Annotated in this window: 25 protein-coding genes, 1 pseudogene and 1 riboswitch; of the genes and pseudogenes, 19 read left to right on the forward strand and 7 right to left on the reverse strand. The window is 57.7% G+C overall.

Annotation, left to right across the window (positions count from 1 at the left end; genetic code table 11):
• Positions 1-73 precede the first annotated feature (73 nt).
• The 5 genes from ACT01B_RS10495 to ACT01B_RS10515 all read right to left on the reverse strand — a co-directional run bounded on the left by ACT01B_RS10495 (position 74) and on the right by ACT01B_RS10515 (position 4,678).
• Positions 74-1,150 carry an alkene reductase gene (locus ACT01B_RS10495; protein WP_445147291.1) on the reverse strand — a complete coding sequence of 359 codons (1,077 nt, stop codon included), beginning with the start codon at positions 1,148-1,150 and terminating at the stop codon, positions 74-76.
• A 61-nt stretch (positions 1,151-1,211) separates the two neighbouring features.
• A complete protein-coding gene (locus tag ACT01B_RS10500) occupies positions 1,212-1,916 on the reverse strand; it encodes an SDR family oxidoreductase (RefSeq protein ID WP_445147292.1) in 705 nt (234 codons plus the stop codon).
• Positions 1,917-1,943: 27 nt separating this feature from the next.
• On the reverse strand, positions 1,944-2,945 hold the full coding sequence (locus ACT01B_RS10505; RefSeq protein ID WP_445147293.1) for an NADP-dependent oxidoreductase: 1,002 nt from the start codon (positions 2,943-2,945) through the stop codon (positions 1,944-1,946).
• A 183-nt stretch (positions 2,946-3,128) separates the two neighbouring features.
• Positions 3,129-3,959: an oxidoreductase gene (locus ACT01B_RS10510; RefSeq protein ID WP_445147294.1), complete on the reverse strand. Its 831-nt coding sequence runs from the start codon at positions 3,957-3,959 to the stop codon at positions 3,129-3,131.
• A gap of 137 nt (positions 3,960-4,096) precedes the next feature.
• A complete protein-coding gene (locus ACT01B_RS10515; protein ID WP_445147295.1) occupies positions 4,097-4,678 on the reverse strand; it encodes a TetR/AcrR family transcriptional regulator in 582 nt (193 codons plus the stop codon).
• A gap of 326 nt (positions 4,679-5,004) precedes the next feature.
• Here ACT01B_RS10515 and ACT01B_RS10520 point away from each other — a divergent pair, with 326 nt between their 5' ends.
• The 7 genes from ACT01B_RS10520 (at position 5,005) to ACT01B_RS10550 (ending at position 13,206) form a co-directional block, all read left to right on the forward strand.
• The gene (locus tag ACT01B_RS10520) at positions 5,005-5,610 is read left to right on the forward strand and encodes a hypothetical protein (protein ID WP_445147296.1); all 606 of its coding nucleotides are present in this window, start codon (positions 5,005-5,007) and stop codon (positions 5,608-5,610) included.
• A gap of 143 nt (positions 5,611-5,753) precedes the next feature.
• Positions 5,754-5,828, reverse strand: a riboswitch (Fluoride riboswitch).
• A 312-nt stretch (positions 5,829-6,140) separates the two neighbouring features.
• Complete coding sequence (locus tag ACT01B_RS10525) at positions 6,141-6,587, forward strand: TIR domain-containing protein (protein ID WP_445147297.1); 447 nt, start codon at positions 6,141-6,143, stop codon at positions 6,585-6,587.
• 106 nt (positions 6,588-6,693) lie between these two features.
• Complete coding sequence (locus tag ACT01B_RS10530; RefSeq protein ID WP_445147298.1) at positions 6,694-7,257, forward strand: toll/interleukin-1 receptor domain-containing protein; 564 nt, start codon at positions 6,694-6,696, stop codon at positions 7,255-7,257.
• Positions 7,258-7,294: 37 nt separating this feature from the next.
• The gene (locus ACT01B_RS10535; RefSeq protein ID WP_445147299.1) at positions 7,295-7,894 is read left to right on the forward strand and encodes a TIR domain-containing protein; all 600 of its coding nucleotides are present in this window, start codon (positions 7,295-7,297) and stop codon (positions 7,892-7,894) included.
• Positions 7,895-7,989: 95 nt separating this feature from the next.
• Positions 7,990-9,417, forward strand: a complete 1,428-nt coding sequence (locus ACT01B_RS10540) for an SIR2 family protein (protein WP_445147300.1) — start codon at positions 7,990-7,992, stop codon at positions 9,415-9,417.
• Positions 9,418-9,480: 63 nt separating this feature from the next.
• Positions 9,481-9,834: a hypothetical protein gene (locus ACT01B_RS10545; RefSeq protein ID WP_445147301.1), complete on the forward strand. Its 354-nt coding sequence runs from the start codon at positions 9,481-9,483 to the stop codon at positions 9,832-9,834.
• Positions 9,835-10,134: 300 nt separating this feature from the next.
• Positions 10,135-13,206: an HD domain-containing protein gene (locus tag ACT01B_RS10550; protein WP_445147302.1), complete on the forward strand. Its 3,072-nt coding sequence runs from the start codon at positions 10,135-10,137 to the stop codon at positions 13,204-13,206.
• A 31-nt stretch (positions 13,207-13,237) separates the two neighbouring features.
• Here ACT01B_RS10550 and ACT01B_RS10555 read toward each other — a convergent pair whose 3' ends face one another.
• Positions 13,238-14,359 carry a tyrosine-type recombinase/integrase gene (locus ACT01B_RS10555; RefSeq protein ID WP_445147303.1) on the reverse strand — a complete coding sequence of 374 codons (1,122 nt, stop codon included), beginning with the start codon at positions 14,357-14,359 and terminating at the stop codon, positions 13,238-13,240.
• Positions 14,360-14,657: 298 nt separating this feature from the next.
• Here ACT01B_RS10555 and ACT01B_RS10560 point away from each other — a divergent pair, with 298 nt between their 5' ends.
• Complete coding sequence (locus ACT01B_RS10560) at positions 14,658-14,996, forward strand: hypothetical protein (RefSeq protein WP_445147304.1); 339 nt, start codon at positions 14,658-14,660, stop codon at positions 14,994-14,996.
• Between the two features lie 10 nt (positions 14,997-15,006).
• Positions 15,007-15,237 carry a hypothetical protein gene (locus tag ACT01B_RS10565; protein WP_445147305.1) on the forward strand — a complete coding sequence of 77 codons (231 nt, stop codon included), beginning with the start codon at positions 15,007-15,009 and terminating at the stop codon, positions 15,235-15,237.
• Positions 15,238-15,277: 40 nt separating this feature from the next.
• On the opposite strand, the gene ACT01B_RS10570 is transcribed toward ACT01B_RS10565, so the two are convergent.
• Positions 15,278-15,814: a hypothetical protein gene (locus tag ACT01B_RS10570; RefSeq protein WP_445147306.1), complete on the reverse strand. Its 537-nt coding sequence runs from the start codon at positions 15,812-15,814 to the stop codon at positions 15,278-15,280.
• A 161-nt stretch (positions 15,815-15,975) separates the two neighbouring features.
• Between ACT01B_RS10570 and ACT01B_RS10575 the strand changes: the two genes are divergently transcribed.
• The 10 genes and pseudogenes from ACT01B_RS10575 to ACT01B_RS10620 all read left to right on the forward strand — a co-directional run bounded on the left by ACT01B_RS10575 (position 15,976) and on the right by ACT01B_RS10620 (position 25,729).
• Positions 15,976-18,057 carry a P-loop ATPase, Sll1717 family gene (locus ACT01B_RS10575; RefSeq protein ID WP_445147307.1) on the forward strand — a complete coding sequence of 694 codons (2,082 nt, stop codon included), beginning with the start codon at positions 15,976-15,978 and terminating at the stop codon, positions 18,055-18,057.
• Between the two features lie 129 nt (positions 18,058-18,186).
• Positions 18,187-19,032, forward strand: coding sequence for a hypothetical protein (locus ACT01B_RS10580; RefSeq protein WP_445147308.1), 846 nt, complete (start codon positions 18,187-18,189; stop codon positions 19,030-19,032).
• Positions 19,033-19,798: 766 nt separating this feature from the next.
• The gene (locus tag ACT01B_RS10585) at positions 19,799-20,125 is read left to right on the forward strand and encodes an autotransporter domain-containing protein (protein WP_445147309.1); all 327 of its coding nucleotides are present in this window, start codon (positions 19,799-19,801) and stop codon (positions 20,123-20,125) included.
• A 641-nt stretch (positions 20,126-20,766) separates the two neighbouring features.
• A complete protein-coding gene (locus tag ACT01B_RS10590) occupies positions 20,767-21,276 on the forward strand; it encodes a hypothetical protein (RefSeq protein WP_445147310.1) in 510 nt (169 codons plus the stop codon).
• A gap of 44 nt (positions 21,277-21,320) precedes the next feature.
• Positions 21,321-21,587 (forward strand): transposase, encoded by a 267-nt coding sequence (locus ACT01B_RS10595; RefSeq protein ID WP_445147311.1) that lies wholly within the window; start codon positions 21,321-21,323, stop codon positions 21,585-21,587.
• A 32-nt stretch (positions 21,588-21,619) separates the two neighbouring features.
• Positions 21,620-22,039, forward strand: a complete 420-nt coding sequence (locus ACT01B_RS10600) for an IS3 family transposase (RefSeq protein ID WP_445147312.1) — start codon at positions 21,620-21,622, stop codon at positions 22,037-22,039.
• A gap of 48 nt (positions 22,040-22,087) precedes the next feature.
• Positions 22,088-22,542, forward strand: a pseudogene (locus ACT01B_RS10605) (transposase); the annotation flags it as partial.
• Positions 22,543-23,107: 565 nt separating this feature from the next.
• Positions 23,108-23,566, forward strand: coding sequence for a hypothetical protein (locus tag ACT01B_RS10610; protein WP_445147313.1), 459 nt, complete (start codon positions 23,108-23,110; stop codon positions 23,564-23,566).
• Between the two features lie 602 nt (positions 23,567-24,168).
• Positions 24,169-25,362, forward strand: a complete 1,194-nt coding sequence (locus ACT01B_RS10615; RefSeq protein ID WP_445147314.1) for a PrgH/EprH family type III secretion apparatus protein — start codon at positions 24,169-24,171, stop codon at positions 25,360-25,362.
• A gap of 34 nt (positions 25,363-25,396) precedes the next feature.
• On the forward strand, positions 25,397-25,729 hold the full coding sequence (locus ACT01B_RS10620; RefSeq protein WP_445147315.1) for an EscF/YscF/HrpA family type III secretion system needle major subunit: 333 nt from the start codon (positions 25,397-25,399) through the stop codon (positions 25,727-25,729).
• Positions 25,730-25,741 lie beyond the last annotated feature (12 nt).

The following is a 25,741-nucleotide window of genomic DNA, read 5'->3' on the forward strand; positions in this document are numbered from 1 at the left end:
GTATTTTCATCTTGATCGTCTGGCCGGCTTCGTTTCGCCGCGCTGACTTAATCGCCAGCGCGGCTACTGCATGTCAGGCCACCAGGGCTGGATAGTCGGTGTAGCCCTTGGCGCCAGGGGTGTAGAACGTCGCCATGTCGATACCATTCAGCGCCGCATGGGTCCGCATGCGCTCCACCAGGTCGGGATTGGCGAGGAAGGGGCGGGCGAAGGCGATCAGGTCGGCCTGACCCGCCTTGAGCACAGCCTCGGCAGCGGCACGGTCGAAGCCGCCGGCCAGGATGAACAGGCCCTTGAAAGCGCCGCGCATCCGGGATTTCAACTCGGCAGGCACCGGCGGCGCGCCTATCGCCGAATGATCCAGCAGGTGGACGTATTGCAGACCCAGTTCCGATAGTGCCTGAGTGAGCGTCAGGTACTGGGCCTCGACCTCGGCGAAGGGGCCGGTGCTGTTGAATACACCATAAGGCGATAGCCGGATCCCGACGCGATCGGCGCCGATGGCGGCTACCGTGGCACGGGCGACCTCGAGCGCGAAGCGATTGCGGCCTTCGATGCTGCCGCCGTAGGCGTCGTTGCGCTGATTCACATTGGCGTTCAGGAACTGCTCGATCAGATAGCCGTTCGCGGCATGCAACTCGACACCGTCGAAACCCGCATCGATGGCGAGTTGCGCTGATCTGGCGTACTCGGCCACGGTGTGGGAGATGTCGGTCGCGGTCATCGCTCGTGGGGTGCTGTGCGGTTGCATGCCGTGTGCGTCGGTGTACATCTCGCCGGGGCACACATCGGCCATCGGTCCGAGTACCTCCGCGCCCGCAGGCAGGTTGGCCAGTTGGGTCACGCGCCCGGTGTGCATGAGTTGCACGAAGATCTTGCTGCCCCTGGCGTGGACCGCATCGGTGACTGCCTTCCATCCGCGCACTTGCGCATCATTGAAGAGCCCGGGGATGCGCGGGTAGCCCAGGCCGTTGGGGGAGGGCGACGTGCCCTCGGCGATGATCAGGCCCGCCGACGCGCGCTGACCGTAGTATTCGGCCATCAGCGCGTTCGGCGTGTTGGCCTCCACGGCGCGACTGCGCGTCATCGGTGCCATGACGACGCGGTTGGCAAGCTGGATTGAAGCGGTGACGAGAGGTTCGAAAAGCATGATGGTCCTTGAGTAAGTGATGGGCGTTCGAGACGCTGTCGTGGGTAGACGAGTGTCGGCTTCAGGAGGCCTGCGGCAGATAGCTGGGCCTGGCCGCCGTCATCCCATGCTTGACCTGCAGGGTCAGTTCATCGGCCAGTACCTCGTCCAGGCCGGATTCGAGTCCGTCCAGTGCGCGTCTGACGATGTCTTCAGGCGTGGATTTCGGCGCCTCGAGCCCGCGGGTGAGGTCGGTGTCGACGTAGGCCATGTGCAGTCCCAGTACCTGCGTCTTCTGCGCGGCCAGTTCATGGCGCAAGGCATTGGTGAGCGACCAGGCAGCGGACTTGCTGGCCGAGTAGGCGGCCAGCTCGCCGCCATTCACCCACGAGGCGACCGACAGCACATTGAGCAAGGCACCACCGCCGTTCGCCTTGAGGATCGGTGCGAACGCCTTGCTCATGCGCAACATGGCGAAGAAGTTGGTTTCGAAGATGCGTCGTGCGACCTCTTCGCTGTCGGGCGCAAGAAAGCCGCCAGGTTGGGCGATGCCGGCGTTGTTGATCACCAGCGTCACATCCGACGCCAGCGCGGCGGCGGCCGCCACGTCGTCGGGATGGTTGACGTTGAGCCGCAGTGCCTGAACACCGGACTGTGTGAGTGTCGCGGGGTCGCGCACGCCGGCATAGACCTTGCGTGCACCACGAGCGAGCAGCTCGCGGGCAAAAGCCAGGCCGATACCGCGATTGGCACCGGTGACGAGAGCAACAGCATTTTCAATTTTCACAGGGAACTCCAGGAATGGGGGGCAGACTCACTTGATCTTGATGACGACCTTGCCTTTAGCGCGTCCTTTCTCGACATAGGCCAAGGCCTCGTTGGTCGATGCGAACGGGAAGACCTTATCCACGACCGGGCGTATCACGCCGGCTTCTATCAGCGGAGTGATCTGGCGCAGCTGGCCGCCGCTGGCTTTCATGAAGAGGAACGAGTAGCCAACGCCGAGGCCTTTGGCTTTTCTGCGAGTGCCGGAGCTCAACAAGCGCAGGATCAGTTTCACGAAGCCAGGCGCGCCGATGTCCTTCGCAAACGCGGGATCGGGTGGGCCCGAGATGGAGATGAGCTGGCCACCGGGTTTCAGGATGCGCAGGGATTTTTCCAACGTCTTGCCGTCCTGGCTGTTCAAGACCACGTCGTAATCACGAAGGATGTTTTCGAAGTCGTCTTTCTTGTAGTCGATGACGACATCGGCGCCGAGGCGCTGCACCCAATCCACATTGGCCGTGCTGGTGGTCGTGGCCACGGTGGCGCCCAGATGCTTCGCCAACTGGATCGCAAAGGTACCGACGCCACCAGAGCCGGCCTGGATGAAGACTTTTTGACCCTTCTTCAGCTTCGCCTTTTCGACCAGAGCCTGCCAGACGGTCAGGCCGACTAGCGGGATCGAAGCGGCTTCTTCCATGCTGAGATTCTTTGGCTTGTGGGCGAGGGCGTCTTCCTTGATCGCGATGGATTCGGCGAAGGTGCCGATGTGGAAATCCGGCGCGCGCGCATAGACCTCGTCGCCCGCCTTGAATTGCCGCACGCGGGGTCCGACGCGAACCACGACACCGGCCAGGTCGTGACCGAGCACGAGTGGCATGGGGTAGGGCAGGATGAGCTTGAATTCACCGCTTTTGATCTTGGAGTCCAGCAGGTTCACGCCGGCAGCGTGGATCTGCACCAGCACCTCATCGTCTCCCGGCACGGGCTCGGGCAGGTTGCCCAGCCGCAAGCTGGCTCTTTTTGCATATCGGTCGAGCAGGTAGGCTTTCATGAGGGTTCTCGATGGAATCTTGCGTTGGTTGAGGTTATGCGAGGTTCGTGGATTCAAGTATTGACATCGAGGACGGTGCGGCCCTGAAATTTCTGCGATGCGTGACCAGGCACGGACGCAAAACTTCCCAGTGAATTCACGGAATCGGTGCCGGCCAGATCGATGTTGCACGGGATGAGGCGGCTACGACTTCCGCGCATCGAGTTGCAAGTCTTTTCGAATCCCGGCATCCATAACTCCAGCAGGGGCAAATCTGCGCAGCAGGCGCAGCTGGCTCGCAAGACCATTGGGCGTATACCGAACCTTGGGGTGAGCCGCGGTGGCCGCCTTGAGCACGGTGTCGGCTACAACACCCGGCCCTTGGGCAGTCTTCATAACCTCGTTCACCCTTCTCTCTACTGCCGCACGGGCCTCACGATAGGCTTCGATCTTCGCGTCGGGTTCGACGAAATTCGAGTCAAAAGGCGTCTTTGTGTAAGCCGGCTCGATGACAGAGACTCGAATACCTTTTGCGCGCAGTTCATGGTCCAGCGATTCCGAATAGCCTTCGATTGCGTGCTTGGTCGCGGCGTAGAGCGCTCCGTACGGCATTGGCAGGAAGCCAAGCACGGAGCCGATATTGATGATGCGCCCGCTTCCCTGCTTTCGCATGTGGGGCACCACGGCGCGGGTCATGCGAACGATGCCGAAGAAGTTCGTGTCGAAAATGGCTCTGGCCTGGTCGAGCGAGCTCTCTTCCGCAGCGCCGGGGGCGACGCCGAAACCGGCGTTGTTCACCAGCAGGTCGATACGGCCTTCCCGGCGGATCAGCTCGTCTACTGCCGCTTCGACCGATGGATCACTGGTCACGTCGAGGGACAGCATCTCGTATGGCAGCTGCTCGTGGCCTGGTTGCGCGCCGCGTCGGCTGGTGCCGTAGACCTTGTAACCCGCCTTGGCGAGTTGCGCGGCCGTCGCCTCGCCAATGCCTGATGAGGCGCCTGTAACGAGTGCGATGGGTTGCTTGGATTTCATGGGAATACCTGCTCGTGAGTTTTCATTGCCCGATTGGCAGCGATGGCGGCGCACTGGATGCCGGACCGGCTGGGGTCGTTTGCTCCTTAAATATGATAAGCATCATATTTTTGTATAAATAAGAACGACCAGCGCGCTCAGGCGTCAGCCACCAACAGATGCTTCAACGCCGCCTGCCGCAGCGCATCGGACAATTTGGGTTCGTCGACGGCGCGAGCCAGCAGCAGGGTGCCGACCATCGTCGCCACGAGAGCAAGCGCACGCTCATGCGCGCCTGGTTGTCCCCAATCGGGCGACTGGCGGGCGACGACGTCGATCATCTCTTTGATTCGCCGCGTGGCGGCACGACGCACCTCCGGTGCCTGGCGCGGCATCTCCGAACCGTTCGCAACGACCGGGCAGCCCAGTTCGGCATTTTCCAAGTGTTCCTTCGACAGATAAGCCTGAATCAGCGACTGTAGGGCCTGTTCCGGTGGTACTGCAGCAGCCACGCGGGACGAGACGGCGGTGGATTCGGCGCCGGCCCGATCGGCTGCTTCGGCCAGCATCGCCTCCCGTGAAGCGAAGTGCGCGTAGAAGCCGCCGTGGGTAAGGCCGGCCTCCTTCATGATGTCGGCGACGCTGGTGCCGTCGTAGCCCGTGCGCCGGATCGCGCGCGCAGCGGTTTCGACGATGCGCTCGTGCGTAGCTTCTTTGGAACGGGTGGCGGCTCTTTTCATATGACGTCTATCATATTTGCGGGCAACATAAAAGGCAAGAGCATTTCAGGCGAACCTCGCCCGGTCAGATGTGAGCCTCAAGAGGGGGCGGCGGGGGCGATTAGAAGGGGTTATCGCGGGTAGGGGCCGGCGGCGAACGCCACGCCCTTGGCGAAACGATGCTCCTCGTGCTGTTTCGTAGCGAACGGCACTTGGAGCGATACGCGAATGTGAGTGACAAACCACCGCATTTCGCAACGGATCGGATCGTCAAGTAGTCTAAAGTCTGGGCTGCTCCGGTCGATATCACCAGGATGGCCGCGCGCCGGCCCTAGAAAGGATGCACCATGGGTCTGACAGACTTCTTTTTCGGCGTATTGACGAGCATCACTGCGAATCGGCTCGATGAACCGCTAAGGCGTTTGCTTCACGCAGTGGACAGAGAGGCGCCGGAAGCGATCAATGCATTACCGGCCATGCCGTCCGTCGAGGCCATGACGACGGAAGATGACACGTTGCGCCGCTTCCGCACTTTCGACATCTTGCACGACCTCGACGCCGTTATTTCAGTGCTCCAGGATCCGAAGGTCCATATTCTGATCGAGGACATCCCGTCGACGGCCTACTGTCTGCCGGCCGTCGTATTGCAGTCGACAGCGACCGCCGAGTGGTACGTTTTTCGACGGGGACGTTTTGCCTTTCAGGGCACCGGTGGAGGGCTCGCCAATAGTCGGACCATCGTGGACAATCTGAAGAAGCGCGGCGTCCCCATCAGCGCCTGGGTCATTCGACGCAATGACCTTGATGCCGTGGAGGCGGGGAAGCTCACATGGCCCGTTGCATCGAGGGATACCGTGCCGATATTGGCTGCGCCTGGCACGGATTATATGTGGGACGAGATTGCACGAAACGTGAAAAAAATAGTCGCTTTGCCACACCCAGGAAGTTTGTAAGGGAGCGCCGAGAGCAGGGCGCTTATGCTTCGCGGAAGTTTGCGCAACGACGAACGATGTCGCAAAGACCCCTGCATTGAGGAGACGCGGGAACATGCAGGGTCTCACTGAGAGGCGGATACCTGCATACACCCTGGCCTCAGGGGTAAGCAGGCATCATCAGCCGTGGCGGCGGTTTGCCCCGGATGGGCCGGAGGAATGTCCTCTCCTTCGGATTACCTTAAAGCAAATGGCACCGATGGCAATCGGACCTCGCGACCTGCCAGAACTGCTGCCTGGGATCGCATGACATCCGGACTCCGGTGCATGCCATACGGTGGATGATAAAAAAACCCCGACGCAACAACCCGATGCCTGTTTCGGTGCCAAGGGTTGTTGACGGTTACGGACGTGGCCGATATGTTTTGGGATGGGGATCACAACTCACTCATCGAATACTCCGATAGTCGCCCCGAACTGGTCGCGGATAACGTGAGTGCTGCTGTACGCACCCGCAGGGGGGTGCCATCAATCGATCTAAGGAGAGACGAGTGGCAAGGCACGTATTCTTTAGCTTTCACTACCAGCGCGATATCTGGCGCGTAAATCAAATCCGTAACATCGGCGAAATCGTCGGCTCCGCGGCCGCGGGCTTTCACGATGCTTCCCTCTGGGAAGAAGCGAAGAAGAAAGGTGATGCTGCGATCAAGGCTCTTATTGATGAAGGGTTGAAGGGCACTTCGGTCACCGTGGTTTGCATCGGTTCCAAGACCGCTGGACGTAAGTACATCGACTATGAAATCAACCAATCGATCGCTCGCGGTAATGGCCTGATTGGCCTGCAGATTCACCACCTGAAGGACAGGGCAGGGCTTCCCGATCCTGCAGGGGGCACGCCGGCAGCACTCACCAAAGCGGGCACTCCCATCTTCAAGTATGCGAGCCATGAGGCCCTGAAGGCACGCATTGAAGAGGCCGCCAAAAAGGCCGGCAAGTAAGCGAAATCCGCACGGACGCTCTTCCTGCGCGCGCCGGGCAAGAAGCCTGTCGTGCTGGAGAGTCCCTGGCGGCGTGCGCCACATGTGTGTTCAAGGAAAGGCAACGATGGCTTTATTGACCGAATCTGAGGTTCGAGCGGCGGCGCGCAACGCAACGACGAGATTGCATGCGAGGACCGAGAGCCTTTTACGCGAAGCGCGCCAGACCGCCCACACGTCGTTCGATGTCTTTTTGTCGCACTCACGACTGGATAGTGAGCTTGTCCTCGGCATCAAGGTGATCTTGGAGAGCGCTGGACAGAGCGTCTATGTCGACTGGATTGATGATCCACTACTTGATCGCAGCCGCGTGACACCGACAACGGCAGAAACGCTGCGTGTGCGCATGCGTCAATCGCAGTCGCTTATTTATATTCACTCTGCCAATGCCAGCACCTCTCGCTGGATGCCCTGGGAGTTAGGCTACTTCGATGGCTATCGGGGGCACGTCGCCGTCCTGCCGGTGGTAAGCGGCGCCGACCAAACCACGTTTCGGGCTGAGGAGTACCTCGGGCTGTATCCATACGTCGACATGACGGGCCGCGCGCTCTACGTTCATCGAAACTACGCTGAATTCAAGTCGCTTCGTCGCTGGCAGACCGAAGCCGAGCTGTTTCGACCAACCTCGTAAGTTGATCGTCATTTCCGCGAAATAGGGCTATTCGCTGATGCCACGCAGAACGTTTTTCTCATTTCACTATGACCCCGATGTTTGGCGCGCCTGGAACGTCCGAAACAGCCGGGCTCTACAACCGGACAGCAAAGTGGACGAGGGCTTCTTCGATAGTAGCGTTTTTGAAGCAACCAAAAAGGAAGGCGACGAAAACCTGAAGCGTTTCCTTCGCGAGGGCCTCAAGTACTCATCGGTGACATGCGTCCTTGCAGGGACCGCGACGTGGGCCCGGCGCTGGGTGCGCTACGAAATTGTTCGCAGCATCCTCAAAGGCAACGGCCTGCTGACTGTCGACATCCACAATGTCAAGAACACGCAGGGCCATGCCTCAGCGAAGGGCGCGGATCCACTGGCACAGATCGGACTCTATCGATCGAATGGCGAACTCTATTTCGCGGAATGGAAGGACGGTAAGTGGGTGAAATACAGCGATTACACATTGGCCGCTCCTGAGGGCGACTTGTGGTTCACCCCTGCTGCCAATGGCGTTGATCAACTGTCAAACCACTGCTTGCGCTACGACTTTATCGCCCAGAACGGGCGCAGCAATTTAGCCGGGTGGATCGAGTCTGCGGCAGGAATGGCCGGCCGTTAGGTGGCTGTCGTCGATTAACACCTTCGAACAAGGAACGGTACGTCGCGCGACAGTGAATCCCTCGCAGACGGCCGCCAGAACAAGGGAGAGCATGTATGACCTTCAGTGCAGAGATCGAAACGTTCATCAAAGATTTCGTTAATGACTTGAGGGAAGACTGCGCCGCAGTCTTTGCCGGCGCAGGCATGTCCAAAGCGGTGGGTTACGTGGACTGGCCCGAACTCTTGCGGGATATCGCTGACGAACTTCAGCTCAAGGTCGAACTGGAACACGACCTGATTTCGCTGGCACAGTTCCATGTCAACAGCAAGAAGAACGCGGCCAAGCTGACCAAGAAGATCATCCAGGAATTTTCGGACCAAGCCGAGCTCAGCCCAACGCACCGGGTGCTAGCGCGTTTGCCGATCAAAACGTACTGGACCACCAACTACGACGCATTGATCGAAACAGCGCTTGCCAAGGCCTACAAGGTGGCAGACGTCAAGTTCAATATCGGCCAGCTCCATAACACGCGGCCCAAGCGCGATGCGGTGGTCTACAAGATGCACGGCGATGTGACCATGGCGCAGGATGCGGTGCTCTACAAGGAACAGTACGAGCAGTACCACCGTACGCACGAAGCTTTCATCACGGCCCTGAGCGGCGATCTAGTCTCCAAAACCTTTCTGTTCATCGGATTCAGCTTCACCGATCCGAATCTTGATTACGTGCTCAGTCGGCTTCACGCCAAGAATCATCGCAACCACTACTGCTTCATGCGCATAGAACACGGCGCAGCGGGCGATGACGCGGACACGATCGCTTACAAGCGGCGCAAACAAGCCCTGCGCGTCGAGGATCTCAAGCGCTTCGGCATCCAGACCCTCATGATCGACGACTACGAGGACATTCCTCGCATCCTTGAGGCAGTCGAAATCCGCTACCGCAAGAAGACAGTATTCATCTCGGGAAGCGCAGAGGTATTTGAGCCATGGTCCAAAGACGACGCGCAACAGCTCATCCATAAGCTCTCGGCTGCACTTGTCAAAAGAAATTACCAGGTCATTACGGGATTTGGCTGGGGTGTGGGGAGTGCCGTTATCAACGGCGCGCTCGAGGCGATCTATGAAGAGCCTGGCAAGCACTCTGAAGATCAGCTCATCATGCGCCCGTTCCCTCAAGTAGCCACCAACGACCGGCCGCTCGATGAGTTATGGAACGAGTACCGTCACCGCATGATCGCTCTGGCTGGTATCGCCATCTTTGTGTTTGGCAACAAACGCGACCGCGACGGCCAGATCGTTGCAGCCGAAGGCGTGCGCAAGGAGTTTCAGATCGCCCTTGAGCATCAGGTGGTACCGCTGCCTGTGGGCGCGACGGGCTTTATGGCCAAGGCGCTCGCCGACGACGTCCTGGCAAATGGCGAACGCGTCTATTTAGAACAATGGATGGTGGAGGAAGTACAAAAGCTCAACGTGTCGGATCGCACCATTTTGGAGCTAGTTGATCTCATTGTGAAATTTGCCGACAAGGTGAGTCGGTAGAGACCCTCCGAGCAGTGCTTACGACGCAAATCACTTTCCGGCCCAATCTTCGAGGAGTCGTCCATGGCGGTGTACTTTCTTACCCAGAACGCAAACGCGCTGCTCCAGCAATTCAATGCGCGTATCGAGCAGACCGCAACGGAAGGAAAGATCACAACCTGGGAACGCTCTAGCGATGGCAAGTACTACACGCACAAGGCGTCCCAGTGGTCAAAGAAAGCCTGGTTAAAGGCCACAGCGGATGCCGATAAGCTCCGTTTCAACGTCATCCGCCCCGCAGGCATCAACATTTCCAGTACCGTGTACGCCTACTATCACGGGCATCTGATCGAGACCTTTCTCAATCACTTTGACCGCGATTTCTCGCGCGGCGAGGCCACCGCGATGCCGAGTCAAAACGATGATGTCAGTGCATGACGACGGGGCGATGCGCCTCCTTAGGCCACCCAAAGTACGTTGCCGCACCACCGGCGCGCCCCGCTTTTTCCGCCCCACCACGGCACGAACGGCTCGAATGGCTGTGAGGTACCGTCAGCCCCAGCCCTTCAATCTGCGAGTTGTGAACTGCAGTTGATTCCGCCTGTCTCGCAGCTGCAAGCAAGAATCCCAGCATTCATTGATTCGCGCGGGCAGGGTCAGGCCACGCGAAACATTCCACGGGTGCAAGTCTGCACGCGTTGATAAACCACAACAAAAAGAGTGACGATAGGACTTCCCATGGCAGACATTTTGATTCGCCATCTCAACAAAAAGTCAGACGAGCACGCGGCGCTCAAAACGCTAACAAGCCAGTGGGACTTCGACTCCAAGATCATTCCAAAGGCGCTCCAGACTGTCGGGCATTTGTTTCCGCACTATAGCCGTCATGATGAGTCACACAGCCGCCAGATTTTGATCAACATTGAGCGGCTATTGGGCGATGCGGTGTCGTCACTGACCGCGACCGATACATGGCTTCTCCTCGAAGCGGCATATTGGCACGACATGGGGATGATCGTTCCCCAACAAGATATTGTCGACGAACTTCAAAGCGGAGATTTCCTCGACTACCTCGCGGATTTGAAGCGACAGCCTCAACACGAACTGTTTCGGTTCGCCTCCAGTTTCGATCCGTCCGATCTCTCTAAATGCTTTGTCGGCGCGGATACGCCGACCGATGCGCTGACGCGGTTCACTGAGCTGATGGCGGAGTGGTTCAGGCGCAAGCACCCGTCGAGGGCGGAGGCCATGGTGCGGTCACCGTGGGCCAGCGCAGGGATCTCATCGCCCCGGACTGAGCTCATGCCCGCGCGACTGTTTCGTGTGTTAGGTCGGATATGTCAAATGCACGGGGCCTCGTTTGACGCCGTCTTGTCTCCCGAGGGGCTGCCCTTCAAGGAGGCGGGCATGGCGAACGAGGACTGTCACCCACGCTTTGTTGCCTGCCTTTTGCGACTGGGCGATTTGCTCGACCTCGACGACAACAGGTTTTGTCCGGTTCTTCAACGAATCGCCGGTGAGGGGCGACCGGCAATCAGCAGGGCACACGAAGATAAGCATCAAGCTATCCGACACCTGCGCATAGATCGCAACCGAATTGAAGTGAGCGCTGAGTGTCAGACCATTCCTGGCTACTTAGAAGCGTTCAAATGGTTTGACTGGCTGAAGCAAGAAATGCACAGCCAGATGGCGCACTGGCAGGAAATCGCACCGAGCCGGGAGCTTGGCCTGCTGCCCACCCTTGGCGACCTCACAGTGACGCTGAGCGGCGAGCTGCAGATTCTGCAGGAAGGTCGACGCCCGCAATTCGGCGTCGATGAGAAGAGTGTCATGGGGCTTCTTCAGGGCAGCAATCTCTATAACAGCGCATTCCCCTGCATTCGAGAACTGCTGCAAAACGCTGTGGACGCGACGCTTCTGAGCATTTGGGCGAAAGAGTCGCCCAAGGTGACGGACGGTCAGTGGGTCTCACCGTCCCAGTGCAAACTATTGCAAGAGGCACCACTGGTAAGGGTGGAGCTCATTGAAACCAATGAATCGGCCAGTGAGGATGACAAGGCGGTCTGGCTCCTTAGAATCAGCGATGGCGGGACCGGCATCAGTAGCGCTGATTTACTACATATGCTTCGCGTTGGGGGATCGCAGACGAACCGCGCAAGGCAACGCCTTATCCGGAAGATGCCCGAGTGGATGAAGCCCTCCGGCGCGTTTGGTATCGGCCTCCAAAGCGCGTTCATGCTGAGCGAATCGATTGTCATTGAGACCAAGAGCATCTTCAGTAACGAGACGTTGAAGTTGGAGATGCATAGTCCCGTAGGACCGAATGAGGGATTGGTCCTAGTGCGCCGCTTGGCGAACGACGTCGCCCGTGAGTACGGAACCACGGTTGAAATCAAACTGAGACTGGATCGTTTTGCTCGGCGCTGGCAGATCCCAGCCTACAGGCGTGACACGCTAGCGGCATCGCTCGTGACCTCGATGGATCCTTTATTGGATGACACCTTTCCATACGACGCAGGAAGAATGGCCGACGAAGTCATGGCCTTTGGGGAGAAGTCTCCCATTCGCGTTTCGTGCCGGTTTGTCCCCCTAGCCAAAGAGGCTGTCGCTTTGTCATCCGACCTCGCGAACCTGTCCGATGGGCCGAGTGACTGGCACTTTGTGGCAGATGCTCACGGGCATTGCGTGGAGCTTCGGTATCGACCCACTCGGGACATCAACGTCAGTCATCAGTCTCGATTTCTCTACCGAGGGCAGCCCTTCGAGTGCAAGTCGGTTTACTTCCCGAACGTCCGATTTGACATCAACTTGCTCTCCGGAAGTGCGGGTACGTGGTTATCCGCCAATCGGGATGAGTTGGCCCCCAAAGCGGCCGAGGCGATCGAGGCAGTCGTTTTGAGCGCACTGACGCAAGTTGTCAACGCCAATATGGAGCAGTACCGCGCAAGTCCATCGGAACGACCCGGCTATTGGCCGGAGCTTTCCCTGTTTCTAAATACGATGGCTTTGGACGAAGGCGAGCCGTGGGCGCGTTTCGCCGCAGAAACCGGGGACGCGTGGAAGGATGTATCAGTGATGGGTGCCTCCATCAGGGAGTGTTTCAAGCGAGATGTTTGGCACTTGGGCACGGGCGCCGATCACACGAGTGGCCCCATTGAAGCTTGTGACGTTTCCACAGGCGACCCCGGGACGGATGTCTTGCCGACGCTTGCCTTGGTCAAATGGAAAGAAGAAACCAACGGATCGGTTAAAATCCTTGCCGTGGATGAGCTAGCGTCGCCAGTACTCGACGAGGTGGGCCCGGCGTCTGACGCCAACGAACAGTTCCAGAGGACCGTGAGGGAGCAGCGCAGGATGAGCCCCGTACTGCGTTTTTCGCGCGAAGCGCAGAATCTATACAGCGACACGGCCTTGGCGCAACATCTTATAAATGCAACCCGAGCCACGGGGAACAGGCGCTACTTGTTGGCATTCGACGAGCCACGGTGGAAGGGCCTCGTGCTCAAGAAAGACGTCAAGCTACACGCCTCTTGGCTCTTCAGGCCCAGTGATCGCTCGGCCTCAGTGATTCTTCTGCCATACCTTTTCGCAAGTTGGGGCATTCAAAGCGCAGCTCGCGTGCAGGCTAGCCCATCTCAATTGACGCAACTTTGCTTACGAATCCAGCCACTGCTTGCGGCAGAGTTGGCCGTTGATGAGGTCCGGCGCCTTTACGAGACCCTTATTGCATACATCGACACCGACTTTATGCAGAAATCGCCCTATGCCGCGCTTTGGTATGCCGCCCGCGAAGGAGCCTCCGCGTCCTAAGCGCGCTGACGACAGGTACATCGCGACCACGCTAATCCGCGGCGCGCTCTTTGCGTTGCCGGTTTCGCAAATCAGCGACGGCGTTGTCACCCGCCTGCGAGCGCCGGGTATACACGTGCACCATCTCGCTGCTGCGCCACCCGCCCGCATGCTGGATCTGCGCCGTGGTGGCGCCGGCATTGATCAGGTCGTTAGCGGTGCCCACACGAGTGGAGTGGCCACTGATACTCCACGCGTGCGGGAGGCCTGCGGCCACTGCTCGCCGACGAAAGATCCGCGCCACTTCGCGCGGCTGGAGGGCCACCATCGTCGCCTCAGCGCCGTTGGCGATCGCCGCCTTGACGACGTCGCGGCGCCGCCCGCCCACCGGCCGAAACAGCAAGCCGTCCTGGATCCCGGCGGCGCTCTGCCACGCACGAATGCGCGCCACGGTGGCCTCATCGACGTAACGGTAGTCGGCCTCGTCACCGAGGCGATTGGTCTTGGAGAAGGGTAGCCACAGCGTCCAGCGCCCCGTACTGCGATTGACCTGCAAATGCTCCACCGCCACGCGCACCAGTTCCGATTCGCGCGCCAACGTGTCCGAGGCCAGGCAGAGTAGGGCAGCATCGCGCAGGTCGCGCGGCGTGCGGCCCAGCGAGGCGAGGATGCGCGCAATATCGGTCGCGACCAGCTCACCCGCCTGACGGCTGGCGTTACCGTTGTCGGGACGACCATCGCTCGACGTGCGGCGCGCGAGCGCCTGACCGATAGCCGCCCATTTCGATTTCCAGCGCGCATCCTGCGCCGGCGACGGCAAGCCGGCCGCGGTGTGGATCAGACTGACTGTATAAACATAGCGCTTCAGCGTGCTGCGTTTGCGCCCGCGCGCCACCGCACCCATCAGGAAGGCGGCCAGTTGCTCGACGTCCGCCGGCAGTGGCGAACAGGGGGCCTGTTCGCACCAGGCGACGTACTGCTGCCAATCCGCGCGCACCGCCGCCACCGTGGCCGGCGCTTGCCCGGTGAGGAAATCCGTCTCCCACGCGCGTAGGCGCTGGAGCAGGGCGGTGATCGATGCCGCCACGGCCATCGGCTGCAGCGCCGTGGACGCCACCGGCGCAATACCGTCGAGCTGGTGTAGGCGATCGAGAATCAGGGGTGAGGCGGTCATGGGGAGGCCTCGAGGGTCTGGGCCGTCGTGCGCGGCTGACGGTGTCATTGGACAATAACTGAAATTATTGACCATTTACGCTAAAGATGTAAATGGCTATTTTTCAATGTGTTATAGAACATTAATCACAAGATAGTCCATAACTGATGCGCAACCCACGGCGGTACCGACAGTTGGGGTCGCCGCATCCGACCTATGTGCAGGCTATCGATAGCGTGCGATCGGTCGCCGGCGCTGTCGCGGGATCTGAGACCAGCGCCCGCGATGATGGCAGCGGGCCTATATGGAGGGGTTTCTCATGTCGTACGTTTCCCGCATGTGCGCACGCCTGTTAGCACCGAGCGTGCTGCCGCTGCTGGCAGCGCTGTTGGCGGCGACAATCGCCCAAACGCTGTCGGACCTCCCGGCGCAGCTGGGTGGCGCGCCAGCCTGGCCCAGGGTGCCCGGTACGCTGGTAGCGATCGGGGTAGGCGCCAGTGCGCTGTATTACCTGATCCAGATGGTGCGCTTGCTGCGCTGGCGCCAGGGTCGGACGGACTCGTGCTATGTATGTACCTGTTTGCTGGGCCGCGAACGTCAGGGGCGCTGGGGCGAGTATCGGCGCTGCCTGGGTTGCGGGAAAAACCACTCAACCTAAGGAACGATGTATGGCGACCAAGCTGCCGCGCGGACTGGATGGGCGTACCCGCGATCAAAATCCACCGAAGGCCGGTGAAATCCGTCAAAAGCGTAGCGACACGTTGGTGTCCACGTTGCGGCGCGAATACGGTGACGGCTTTGCACCAGGCATTCGCTCCGATGCCAAGCTCGGCACCGTTCGTGAGCGCACCGACAAGAGCCTGCATCAGCTCGTGAAGGATATACCCAAGAAAAAGTGATCGCTGGGTTGCGCGTTAGCCCGAAACAGCGGCGCGCGTTTTAGCTTGGCCGCCCGATCCTGGACCAGTCGCGGTACACCGACTGCAGTACCTGCGCGTCCACCAAGGCGTGGTGGCGGCGACGGGACAGGTCCGGGTTCCTCGCAAACGTGGTGCGGATAAGGTCGATCAGGCTTTCCGCAAACCGAAGTTCGGTCCGGTACACCGGCGTCTGGCAAGTTATGGACAGCATGTGGCGCAGTAGCTCGAAGTCGTTGACATGCGTGGCGATAATCACTGGCGGCTGACCCGAGTGTTGGCGATGAGCGCGTGCGATATACGCATTGAGATCGCGTGAAAACTGATCGTCCGATTTGGCATGCGCGCCGCGGTCAAGCAATGGATACACAATGTTTCTGACGTAAGCGTTGGGAGTGGGAAGTGGGTTGCGCTCGGCATAGAACGGGCCGGCCTCGGAGCCGGTGAACAGTCCGTATGGACCGCCTGGCACCAGGGCAAGCGACACTAGTTCGCGGCCATCATCGTCCGCCCACTCAGTGTCCAGGAACAGAGTCAGCGATTGATCGTCGTTGGTCATGCAAACACTGTCCTCGCTAGACCGGCAGGCACACTATCCGATTAGGGTGTAAGGAGGCCGGCAGGAGTGGGCGCCCAGGCATCACAACCCGCTCGATACTCTCGCAACAAGATAACGCCAGAATTGTGTTAGCGTGAATTCGCTTAGCTAGGGGAGGAACAATGATTAAAGCATTGTCGCTGGGAGATGTCCGCGCAGAGCAAGATCAGGCAATGCTCAATGTTGCCTTTTACGAATCGCCGGATTACCGCACCTTGATCGAGTCGGACGCGAAGGCCCTGGTGGTCGGCCGAAGAGGCACCGGCAAGAGCGCTCTTTTCTGGAAGCTAGCGCAGTATTACGGCTCCGACGACAAGACGGACGTCATCAAGGTGGCTCCCGACGAACACGACACTCTTGCCCTTCGTCCCCTTGCCGACGAACTTGGCGGGTCCTTTACGCTGATTCGCGCGACTCTTCGCCTTATCTTCCGCTATGCATTAATGATGGAGCTTGCGAACGCTCTATCGACGCGTTTCAAATTCCAGAAATCCAGCTATGCGGGCCTACTGCAGGAACACCTTCCCGAGTGGCGCTCCAAGTCCACTTTTTTTGGTCGTGTGCGGATGTGCATACAGCGCGTCATGGCGGCTGAATCGAACCCCGCCGCTCGCGTTGGCGCGGTAACGGAAGTTCTGCAGATATCTCAAGTGGAGGAGGCCCTCAAAGACGCGTTGCGGACTACGAACCGCCACGGCATTGTTCTGATCGATCGTACCGACGAGGGCTATGAGCCAGACGAAAAGGGAATCGGAATTGTTGACGGTTTAGCCCAAGCATCAATCGATATTCGGGACCGACTTCCCGGTGTGCGAAGCATTCTGTTTCTTCGGGACAACATCTATCGAGCCGTGGAACAGCGTGATCAGGATTTCTCCCGAAATCTGGAACAAGCCGTGCTGCGATTGCACTGGGATGAGACGGCACTCCTTAACCTCGCTGCAAATCGCCTGCGAATAGCCTTCCACCTCAAGGCTGAGAAGTCGATGCGCGTGTGGGACTCGGTCACACAAGGCGAGCTCCAGGGTGATCAGGGCTTTCAATTTTGCCTTCGACTCACGCTATATCGTCCGCGTGACCTTCTTCTCCTATTAAATGAAGCGTTTCGACACGCGGCATCGGAGCAGCGCCCGGCGATCCTGCCGACCGACATAGATATGTCCGCGCGCTCGATCTCGGAAAGCCGCCTGTCGGACTTGGTCAAGGAGTACAGCAACCAGCTGCCGGGACTGGGACGCTTGGTTCCGCTCTTTGCTCACCGGGATCCCGCCATTTCTCTGGAGGACGCGAGCGGACTCATCGAAGGCCCGCTGGCTGAGGATTCGTATGAGCCGATCGTCCAACAGCAGTTCGCACTCTTCAATGATCCCGTCGAGGCTGTTCGCGGCCTCTATAGCGTGGGATTTCTTGGGGTTCGCGATAGAACATCGGGCAATTACGTGTTTTGCCACGACGGGCGCAAGCCAGATAAAGATCTTCTGATTGGTGAATCCCTCATGGTCCATCCATGCTATTGGATGGCTCTGAATCTCAATCGATCCCACGCATCGGAATCCGAAATTTCGGAGATATACGACGAATACGACGTGTCGGTAGCGTCGGAGACTCCATCGCAACGAGCCAAGAGTATCGGTCAACTTGAGGCGGCGCTGCGAGAGATTGAGGAGGGGGAGGCCGGATGGTCCCAGTTCGAACAATGGTGCCTTAAAGTTATCCGCGTCTTGTTCGCTGCTGGACTTCGAAACATTCAGCTCAATTCAAATGGCGGCGGCCTGCAGCGACGGGATGTCATCGGCACCAATCACGGGGCAACGCCGTTCTGGAGGCGCGTGCTAGAAGAATACGATTCCCGCCAAGTGATGTTTGAATGCAAAAATTTCCGAGAACTGAAGCGCGAACAGTACTGGCAAATGAATAGTTACCTTTGCCAGGACTACGGGCGAATCGGTTTCTTTATAACCAGAGATGACGACATCAACCTTCGCAACGATAGAGAACTTGGTTGGGCTCGCGAGCTTAAACATCAACACGGGAAGGTGGTCGTCAAGCTCACGGCTGACTACTTGGTTCGGCTACTTGGGAAAGTTCGCAGTCCCTCTAAACACGACGCGGCAGACGATGCCCTGGATAGTCTCCTAGACACCTACGTCAGAAACTATTACGGCGAGCTGGTCATCCCAAGGAAAAAGCGCCGGTCCCAATGAGTGAAAAGGCGGCGACCGTAGAGGACATCATCAGGTGACACCTCGAAACCGAGACTGCCTAATGATGTGGGGCAGCGAAATTCGGCGCTGCTCGCGCCTGTGGTCAGGGTGTTAATCGGAGACCTGGGCATGCTTTCTAGCAAGCCCTGCATCCATCAATGTGGATTACTCGAGAACGAGTTTCGAATGTCGCAAAGCAAAAAACGCAACCATCAACCTGCATCGCAAGTGCCTCAGCAGAATTCCAATCGTCAAGATTTAGCTACTACCGAGTCAACATCCAAGCCGATATCTATCCGGCAACTTTTGGCATCATCAATCTTTCTTGCTGTACTCACCGGAATTGGGTACCTAAACGGCACTGCATTTCGGGAGGGCTATTACAGCTATTTCAACTTAGATCCTACGATGTTTCCGCTCGACAACGCAGGAACCATAACCATGGGGTTTAGGGCCTGGGGCGAGGGCCTGTCGGCAGTTTTGATGGCGCTCTTCTCGTCGGCTGGAAAACATTGGTCAGGAATCTTGCTGACTCTGGCGTTCGTCGGTTTCAGCTATGGCTCACTCGAATACCTCATCGTATGGCAGCGTCGACGTAAAGGACATGCAGCCGCGCCACCGGAGGACGAGCGCCCTCGGCTTTTCAAATGGATGCGTAAGTGTTTCGCGTGGACCGCACTGCTTGGAATGTTTAGCGCAACGCTACTTGCTTCACTCTTGGCAGTTACCTTGTCCATTGGTTTGTTGATCTCGCCTTTCGAGAAGCTTGGACGCTACGAGGCTAAGCATGAGGCTGGAGATCAATTCAAGCACCACGCGCTGGTGATTATTAAATCGCCTGGCGGCGTAAGTGGGGAGTATCGAAAAATCGCGTGCGGCCCACAGTTCTGCGCACTATGGGGGACTGGGCACGCCACGACTGTTCCCGTGACAGCGATTACATGGGCGGAATCGCCGCCGCCGGAAGCGAACTGACACTAACGTGAGTCGCTGTGCGACGACGCTGGCCGGCCTGACCGGGGGACCCGACGCGACGGAGAATTAGTTTCACCGAGTGCTAGGGCTGGACCGGTGAAACCCAAGGTGCTTAGCTGAGTGCCAAGGTCGCTAGCCCAGTTTGAGATGGCATTCGAAAGGCTCCAGTTAAATAGGTGGTTTTTAGCGGTCAATGGCCTGGCGAATCGCGATCAACTGCCAAGTTTTCCAGCAAACCTGTCTGATCAGGAAATCACTTGCCCACGACTGCCAAGATAAATCAATGAGTTACCCCCCACGGGATGCACGATTTCCTACAGCGCGGGCGACGCAATTGTGTATCCCATTCGGCGCCAGTGCCGGATACGCGCGACCTGATCTTCGGTCGGAAGGCTGATTGCCAAGATCAACATCCCGAGATTCTGGCAGCACGCCTCATCATCACCGGAGAGCTGAGCCGCTCAGGCGGCCTTGGGGCCGGAAGCAGCTGATGGGGCAGGGCGATTAGCGATCGTTATCGTGGGTACGGGCGCAGCTACCTGAGGAGGGCAGAGTACCCGCTTCAGTTGGTCAAGATGGCGTATTTTGGCAGGCTCAATTATTCCCTCAAGTGGCTCGCCTACACTTAGCGGCGAATGGAAATTATTGGCACCAGCGTTTTTCGAACGGCTCCAGCGACGACTATCATGTGGGCCTCTATACGTGCAACGGCCAGGGGCAGTGGCGTATCAACCGTGGCGTGCCCTAGACTCGCCCAGATGCCTCGATGACGTGTCGTCCGTCATACACCGGATACCAGGCGAGCCTGTCGTCGGACTTCAAAGCGGGCACCACCCAGGGCTGGGCCGAGATCGCCTATGACATGCAAGGCCATGACGCCGATATGCAACCGTTCTTCAAGGCAGCCTACGTTCGACTGCGCACGGACGGCTTCCAGGAACAGGGTGACGCCGCCACGGCGCTGTCAGGGCGCAGTGAGAGCAGCGGCAATACCTTCAGGGTTACCCGGCTCATCGTGCCACTGAACTTCACCGGCATGCTTCGGTCGAATAGCGCGCCAGCCCGGGTTGGCGGCACACATTTGGACAGATAACACCTTCGGCTGTATTGAGCTTCACGGGCCGAACGCCGTTCGATGTCGTGGGAACATCGCTGAATCGTGATGCGCTGACCGCTGACATCGGACTAGGCGGCCATCTCGTACGCGACATCGACGCAGCTATCAACTACTCGAGTTTGATTGGCAGCAATGGCGACGAACATGGGGTCAAGGCCTACGTGCGCCGGCGGTTCTAGACGCTAGCGCCACTCTGACGTGTCCGGAATCGCGATAGATGATGAGTTTGGAGGTTGTCGCCCAGGTCAGGGTGGCTGTCGACGCAAAGGTGACGGCCCAAAGTGACAATTGGATCGCGAGCGTACATAGGACGCCCAATCGAAAGTAGCATGGGGCTTACTGCGCCATCTGATCCATCTCCGCCAAGAATGGGCTGCGTCCCGTTTGCCTGCCTAGTTGAAGATGATTGAAATTTGAAAGCGCGAAAGCCATCCATGTCAGACATTTAGGCGTCACGATCGCCGCGCTTGGAAAAAGCGTTCCAGATCACATCGTCAGCTCTGATTTCATTGAACTACTAGAGAGTCCAATTCGTCAGATTGCTACTTGTTCAAAATAAATCAGCTGTGAGTAATGGCTTAAATTTACCTGTTGATATATTGCTTGTGGAGAAAAGGGTGCACATTTCGTCGATCAATTCTCGCCTAACGCGAAGCAGTTTGGCAGCTGTTGAACTTGTCAGAAAGACCGGTAGTGATGGAGACTTTAAATTCGCAGAGAATCTTCTTACTAAGAAAATTAAAAATGCGAATTTAGAACAAAGTCAGCTAATGGGTAAGGGGTCCGTAAAAAAATATTTGGAATACCGCGGAAAAATGACTTTGGCAGTCGCGCTCAAGAGTAGAGGAAATGACGGTGATAAAGCTGAAGCAAAAAAGCTTTTCCGTGAAGCAAACCGGGGAGCTCTTGAGAGCGGAAATTTAGGCGGTAATGGTTATCGCAAGTCTGCAAGTGTGGAAAAGTACGAGGGCTTGACCAAGTCGCTCAGTAAATACAAAAATCTATCTGATGAACTTTTCAAGATTCGCAATGAACAGGTGGAAAAATCGATGCCGCCTCGCTCTGGCAATGGATCGGCTTTAATAGGTGTGACGTCGTCCCGGAATTTCGTAGTCATTCAAAAGTAGAGGTAAGGTCGCTTTGAGGTATCCCGGAAGGGATCGGAGGAGCGATGAAAAAGTCGGGGTTCACCGAGGAGCAGATTGCTTACGCACTGCGGCTGGCGGAGTCCGGAACGATCGTTGCTGACGTATGCCGGCAGATGGGCATCGCCGAAGCGACGTTCTACGTCTGGAAGAAGAAGTACGCGAGCCTGGGCGTGGCCGAGCTGCGACAGATGCGCCAGATGCAGGAAGAAAACGCCAGGCTGAAACGTCTGGTGGCGGATCTGACGCTGGACAAGCAAATCCTTTCGGAGGTGATCCGAAAAAAGGTCTGAAGCCAACTCGACGCGTTGAGTTGGCGCACTGGATGCACGAGCACTTCCAGGTGAGCGTACGACGGGCCTGCCGGCTGGCCAGACTGCGCAATGCCACCTGGTACCGGAAGTCCCTGGCACGGGACACAGCGGCGCTGCGCATGCGGATCAGAGAGATCGCTCAGGCACGACCTCGGTTCGGCTATGAGCGGATCTGGATCATGCTCCGGCGGGAGGGTTGGAAAGATGGTCGCAACCGGATTCATCGGCTCTATCGCCTGGAAGGCCTGCAGGTCCGGATGCGCCGACGTCGGACCAAGCGGCTAAGTCTGCATCGCGGCGCCGTGCCCAAGCCCGTCGCGGCGAACCAGTACTGGTCGATGGATTTCGTGCACGATCAGCTGGCGACAGGCCGCAAGTTTCGGGTGCTCACCGTGATCGATCAGTGGAGTGGTAATCCCCCCTCAGGTTAGCTGACGCCAAAAGTGGAATTTTCTCGTAGGCTTTCCCGAGGAGGTTCCATGAAGAAGTCCCGTTTCACCGACAGCCAGATCATTGCCGTGCTCAAGCAAGCCGAAGCCGGCACGCCGGTCCCGGAGTTGTGCCGAGAGCACGGCATCAGCTCGGCGACGTTTTACAAGTGGCGAAGCAAGTTCGGCGGCATGGATGCATCGCTGATGTCCCAGCTCAAGGAGCTGCAGGACGAGAACCGGCGCCTGAAGAAGATGTACGCCGACGCCCAGCTCAGCGCGGAGCTGCTGAAGGAGGCGATGGCAAAAAAATGGTGAGGCCATCTCAACGCCGGGAGATGGCCCGATGGGCAGTTGAGGGCGGGCGCACGAACATCCGGCATGCCTGCAAGACCTTTGCACTGAGCGAGACTGGCTATCGCTATCAAGTCAGGGCGAGTGAAGAAAATGCACGGATCGCGGACTGGCTCGTGCGGCTAACGACCGCCTACACTTCGCGCCCTTGGACACCTCACGAGAATGCGTGTACGCCAGCATGCTGCGCTGGCTGCTGTATGGCGAACGGTCTGTGATCGTGATCGACTGGCCCCTTCGCAGTCGGTAGAGCTTCATGGTCGTCAACCAGTCATGCTGCAGGTGTGCCGCAAGCAAATCGAGTCGTCGTTCCGCAATCTCAAGTTGCACCGCTACGGCCAAAATGTCGAAGACTGCTGGATGTGCGTGAGTATCGGCTGGCAGGTCTGACCCGCGAGTCGACGGGTATCGGACGCCGGCTGTCACTCGTCCGCTGGGCCAAGGCATTATCAGCCACCTCTGCTTCCGGGCGACTCAAAAGTACGAGGACGCATCACATTGGCGCTGGCCAAATCGGCATGGCCCTGGATGCTGGCGTAAGCCGTCTGACGCTGCGCTGGGCTGAATCGGTTGTAAATTACCGGCCCATTCGACTCGAATTTCTAAAAATTTGCATTTATGTGTTTCATTGCAAATTGCAAGGTTACACTAACCTTGCGGCAGATTGACTTCTTTCGTCTATTGCAATTTTGAGCTTTATTGAAATGGGTGAAAATTATGTCGTCGAATAATCTCAACGAGATATCTACAGCTACAAGTTATAGGAGTACCCGTATTAAAGTCATTGTCGCGGACACTTCAGGTCTTGTCCTGCTAGGGGCGCGGCAAGTCTTGGGTCGGGCAGGTATAGAAATTGAAGGTGAAACAACTAGTTGTAGCGACTTGCTTTCGTTGCTTGATCATCGTCATTGCGACATGCTAATCCTTGATCCACTGATTTTTGCAACGTCGCTACCGCCGGCGCTTGCGTTAATTAAGCTGATTAACCGTAGATATCCATCCATGCGAATTCTTCTCTTTACCGACCTTCGGCCGGAAGTGAGCATGCCTTTTAACAAATTAGGCGTTGTGGCATTGCTTGATAAGGCGGCGCCATTGAGTGGTCTACCAGCGGCCATCTACTCGGTGGCGTCGGGTGGATATTATCAAAGTGAGGTGCTTTTGGCACTGTCGTAGCTCAAGTTGTCATTCGTCTTGTGAGCCGCCTGGCATTGGGCCGCCACCAAATAGGGCGCTCGTCGGCGTCATGATGAGATCTGCGCCCAAAGCCTAGGCGCTGACGCCACGCAGGTGGCCCCGGCGATCGCTCCGGCTATAGAGGGCGTCGAAGTAGTCCAGGACGTCCGCGCGGGCCTGGCGGAAGATTCCAGGCGCGCATCGCGGACACGCTTCTTCGGGCTGTTGAAGAATGTCGCCTCACAGATTTCCACTTTTCGAGAGAACTCAGCCACTGTGATACCAGTTTCGAATTGAGGCACTGCGAAGCGATCTTCTCTTCGGTGAATTTGGTCTTCTTCATGGCAAACCGCCTGGGTTCGGTTTCGCCGAAAAACCTATCTGGAAACGCTACCAATGGCAGGCATAAGGTCACTCTTTGATATGCATGGGTGTCAACTGGATTCGGCTAAAAAATGACGGGCTGTGGAGAGCAAACCTGGGAAGGACCGGTCGATTCAATCTTTCATATTTGTTGTATGGAGTGCACATCTCCGTCGCTGTAACGTGCATGAATCTGCCAAATATTCTGTCCGCTAGAGTTGTCTCGACAAGCCATGTCCATGAATTGCAAGATCAAATTGTTGTCTGGTGCTCTTAGCGGCGTCGAGTTCACTGTAGAGGGTGGCGATACCGTATTCCATGTTGGTCCCCACCGGGACTTGGTTGATGGCGTAGTTGCACGGACGATCGCCTTCGCCGATAACACTTTCTACATTTCCGATGAGCGCCAAGCCACGGCGTTCATGGTTCGCATTAGCGTGGATGAAACGGTATTGGGCCAAGGTGGCTCCATGAATATCGAGCTCGGCGAGCGATGTGACAATGATCAGTGGCGCTTTCGCATAATCCCCCGAAACACCGTGGATCTCGCTTGTGGCATCCATTTCGCGGTGCGCAACGAAGGTGAGGCTTGGTCGAAAAAGGTGCTTGACTTCCGCCCCATGGCGAAGACCGCCGCGGTGTCAATGCCGAAAAAGAGGGGTAATGCACGTTGGGCATCGTATGGCTTGGCATGTGCTGTGTTCCTTGGGATAGTTTTGGGTGGTTACGCGCTCTACCAGCACCATGTGCCTGAAATAGCCAAGGTGCAGGGGCTGGTCGAGGTGTTGAGAGGCTCGCCCGCTGACTATGACGTCGTGTACGGCAGTGATGGGCATTTGTACGCGTTCACCGATACGGCTCAAGGTGTGGCGTGGGGGCAGCGAGCCGGTCAACGCCTGCAGCGAGGTGACGCGGATGTATTCCTTCAACGCTCAAGCGAGGCCGAGCGACTCGGTCAGTTCCTGACACGCGCGGGGTTTGGTTACACCGTCATACGCCTGCAGGATCCACAGCACCCGGAGGTTGTGCTGAGTGGTGGGCAGGATGTCACTCCATCGCTCAAGGAGCGCGTATTGGCTGTGATCGCGGAACACATGCCCTACGCCCGCGCTATAAAAATTGAATCCATTAGTGATGCTCATTTGGTCGCATTAGCACGTGAAAGGCTGCGGTCACTCGGCATACCCACGCGAGTAGATTCCGTTGGTACGCGCGTCAGCATCTCTAACGACATCTTTTTGGATGACGCATCGTTGCATGCGATGGCGCGTTATATACAGGAGTTCGGTCGCTACTGGGGCGATCGACGAATCGCCATAAACATTAGGTTATGGGATGACCTGCTGAAAGGACGCTCCTATCAGTACTCCCCCGATCAGCTTCTCTCGGTGGGCGATGGTCGCTGGGAGTTTTCCAGGGCGGTCGAACATTGACATGTATTTTCTTTGAACACATTAGGTAATTATCGTGACAAGTACTCCTTTGACATATCGTGCTGTCGACTCGTGGGACGGTGGCCCCCAAAATCCAGGTGGTGGCGACAACTGGGATGGCTGGCTGGATCGCCACTCCTGGAGATTCGATACCGGCGTTGGGGAACTGAAGGCCAAGCTTGATGCAGCTTTTACAGCATTGGCTGGCGACGGCACCGCAAGCAATCCTGGCGATCCGTCAAACCCAGCCAAGCTAGCGGGTTACCAAACAGCGCTGGCCGAATACAACATGTTCCGCATGCTTCAATCCAACTCATCAAAGAACCTGGCCGACATGCAGAAGCAAAATGCGCGCAATCTGGGTTGACCACAGTGTGGC

The sequence above is a fragment of the Dyella sp. Tek66A03 genome (genome assembly GCF_052567735.1).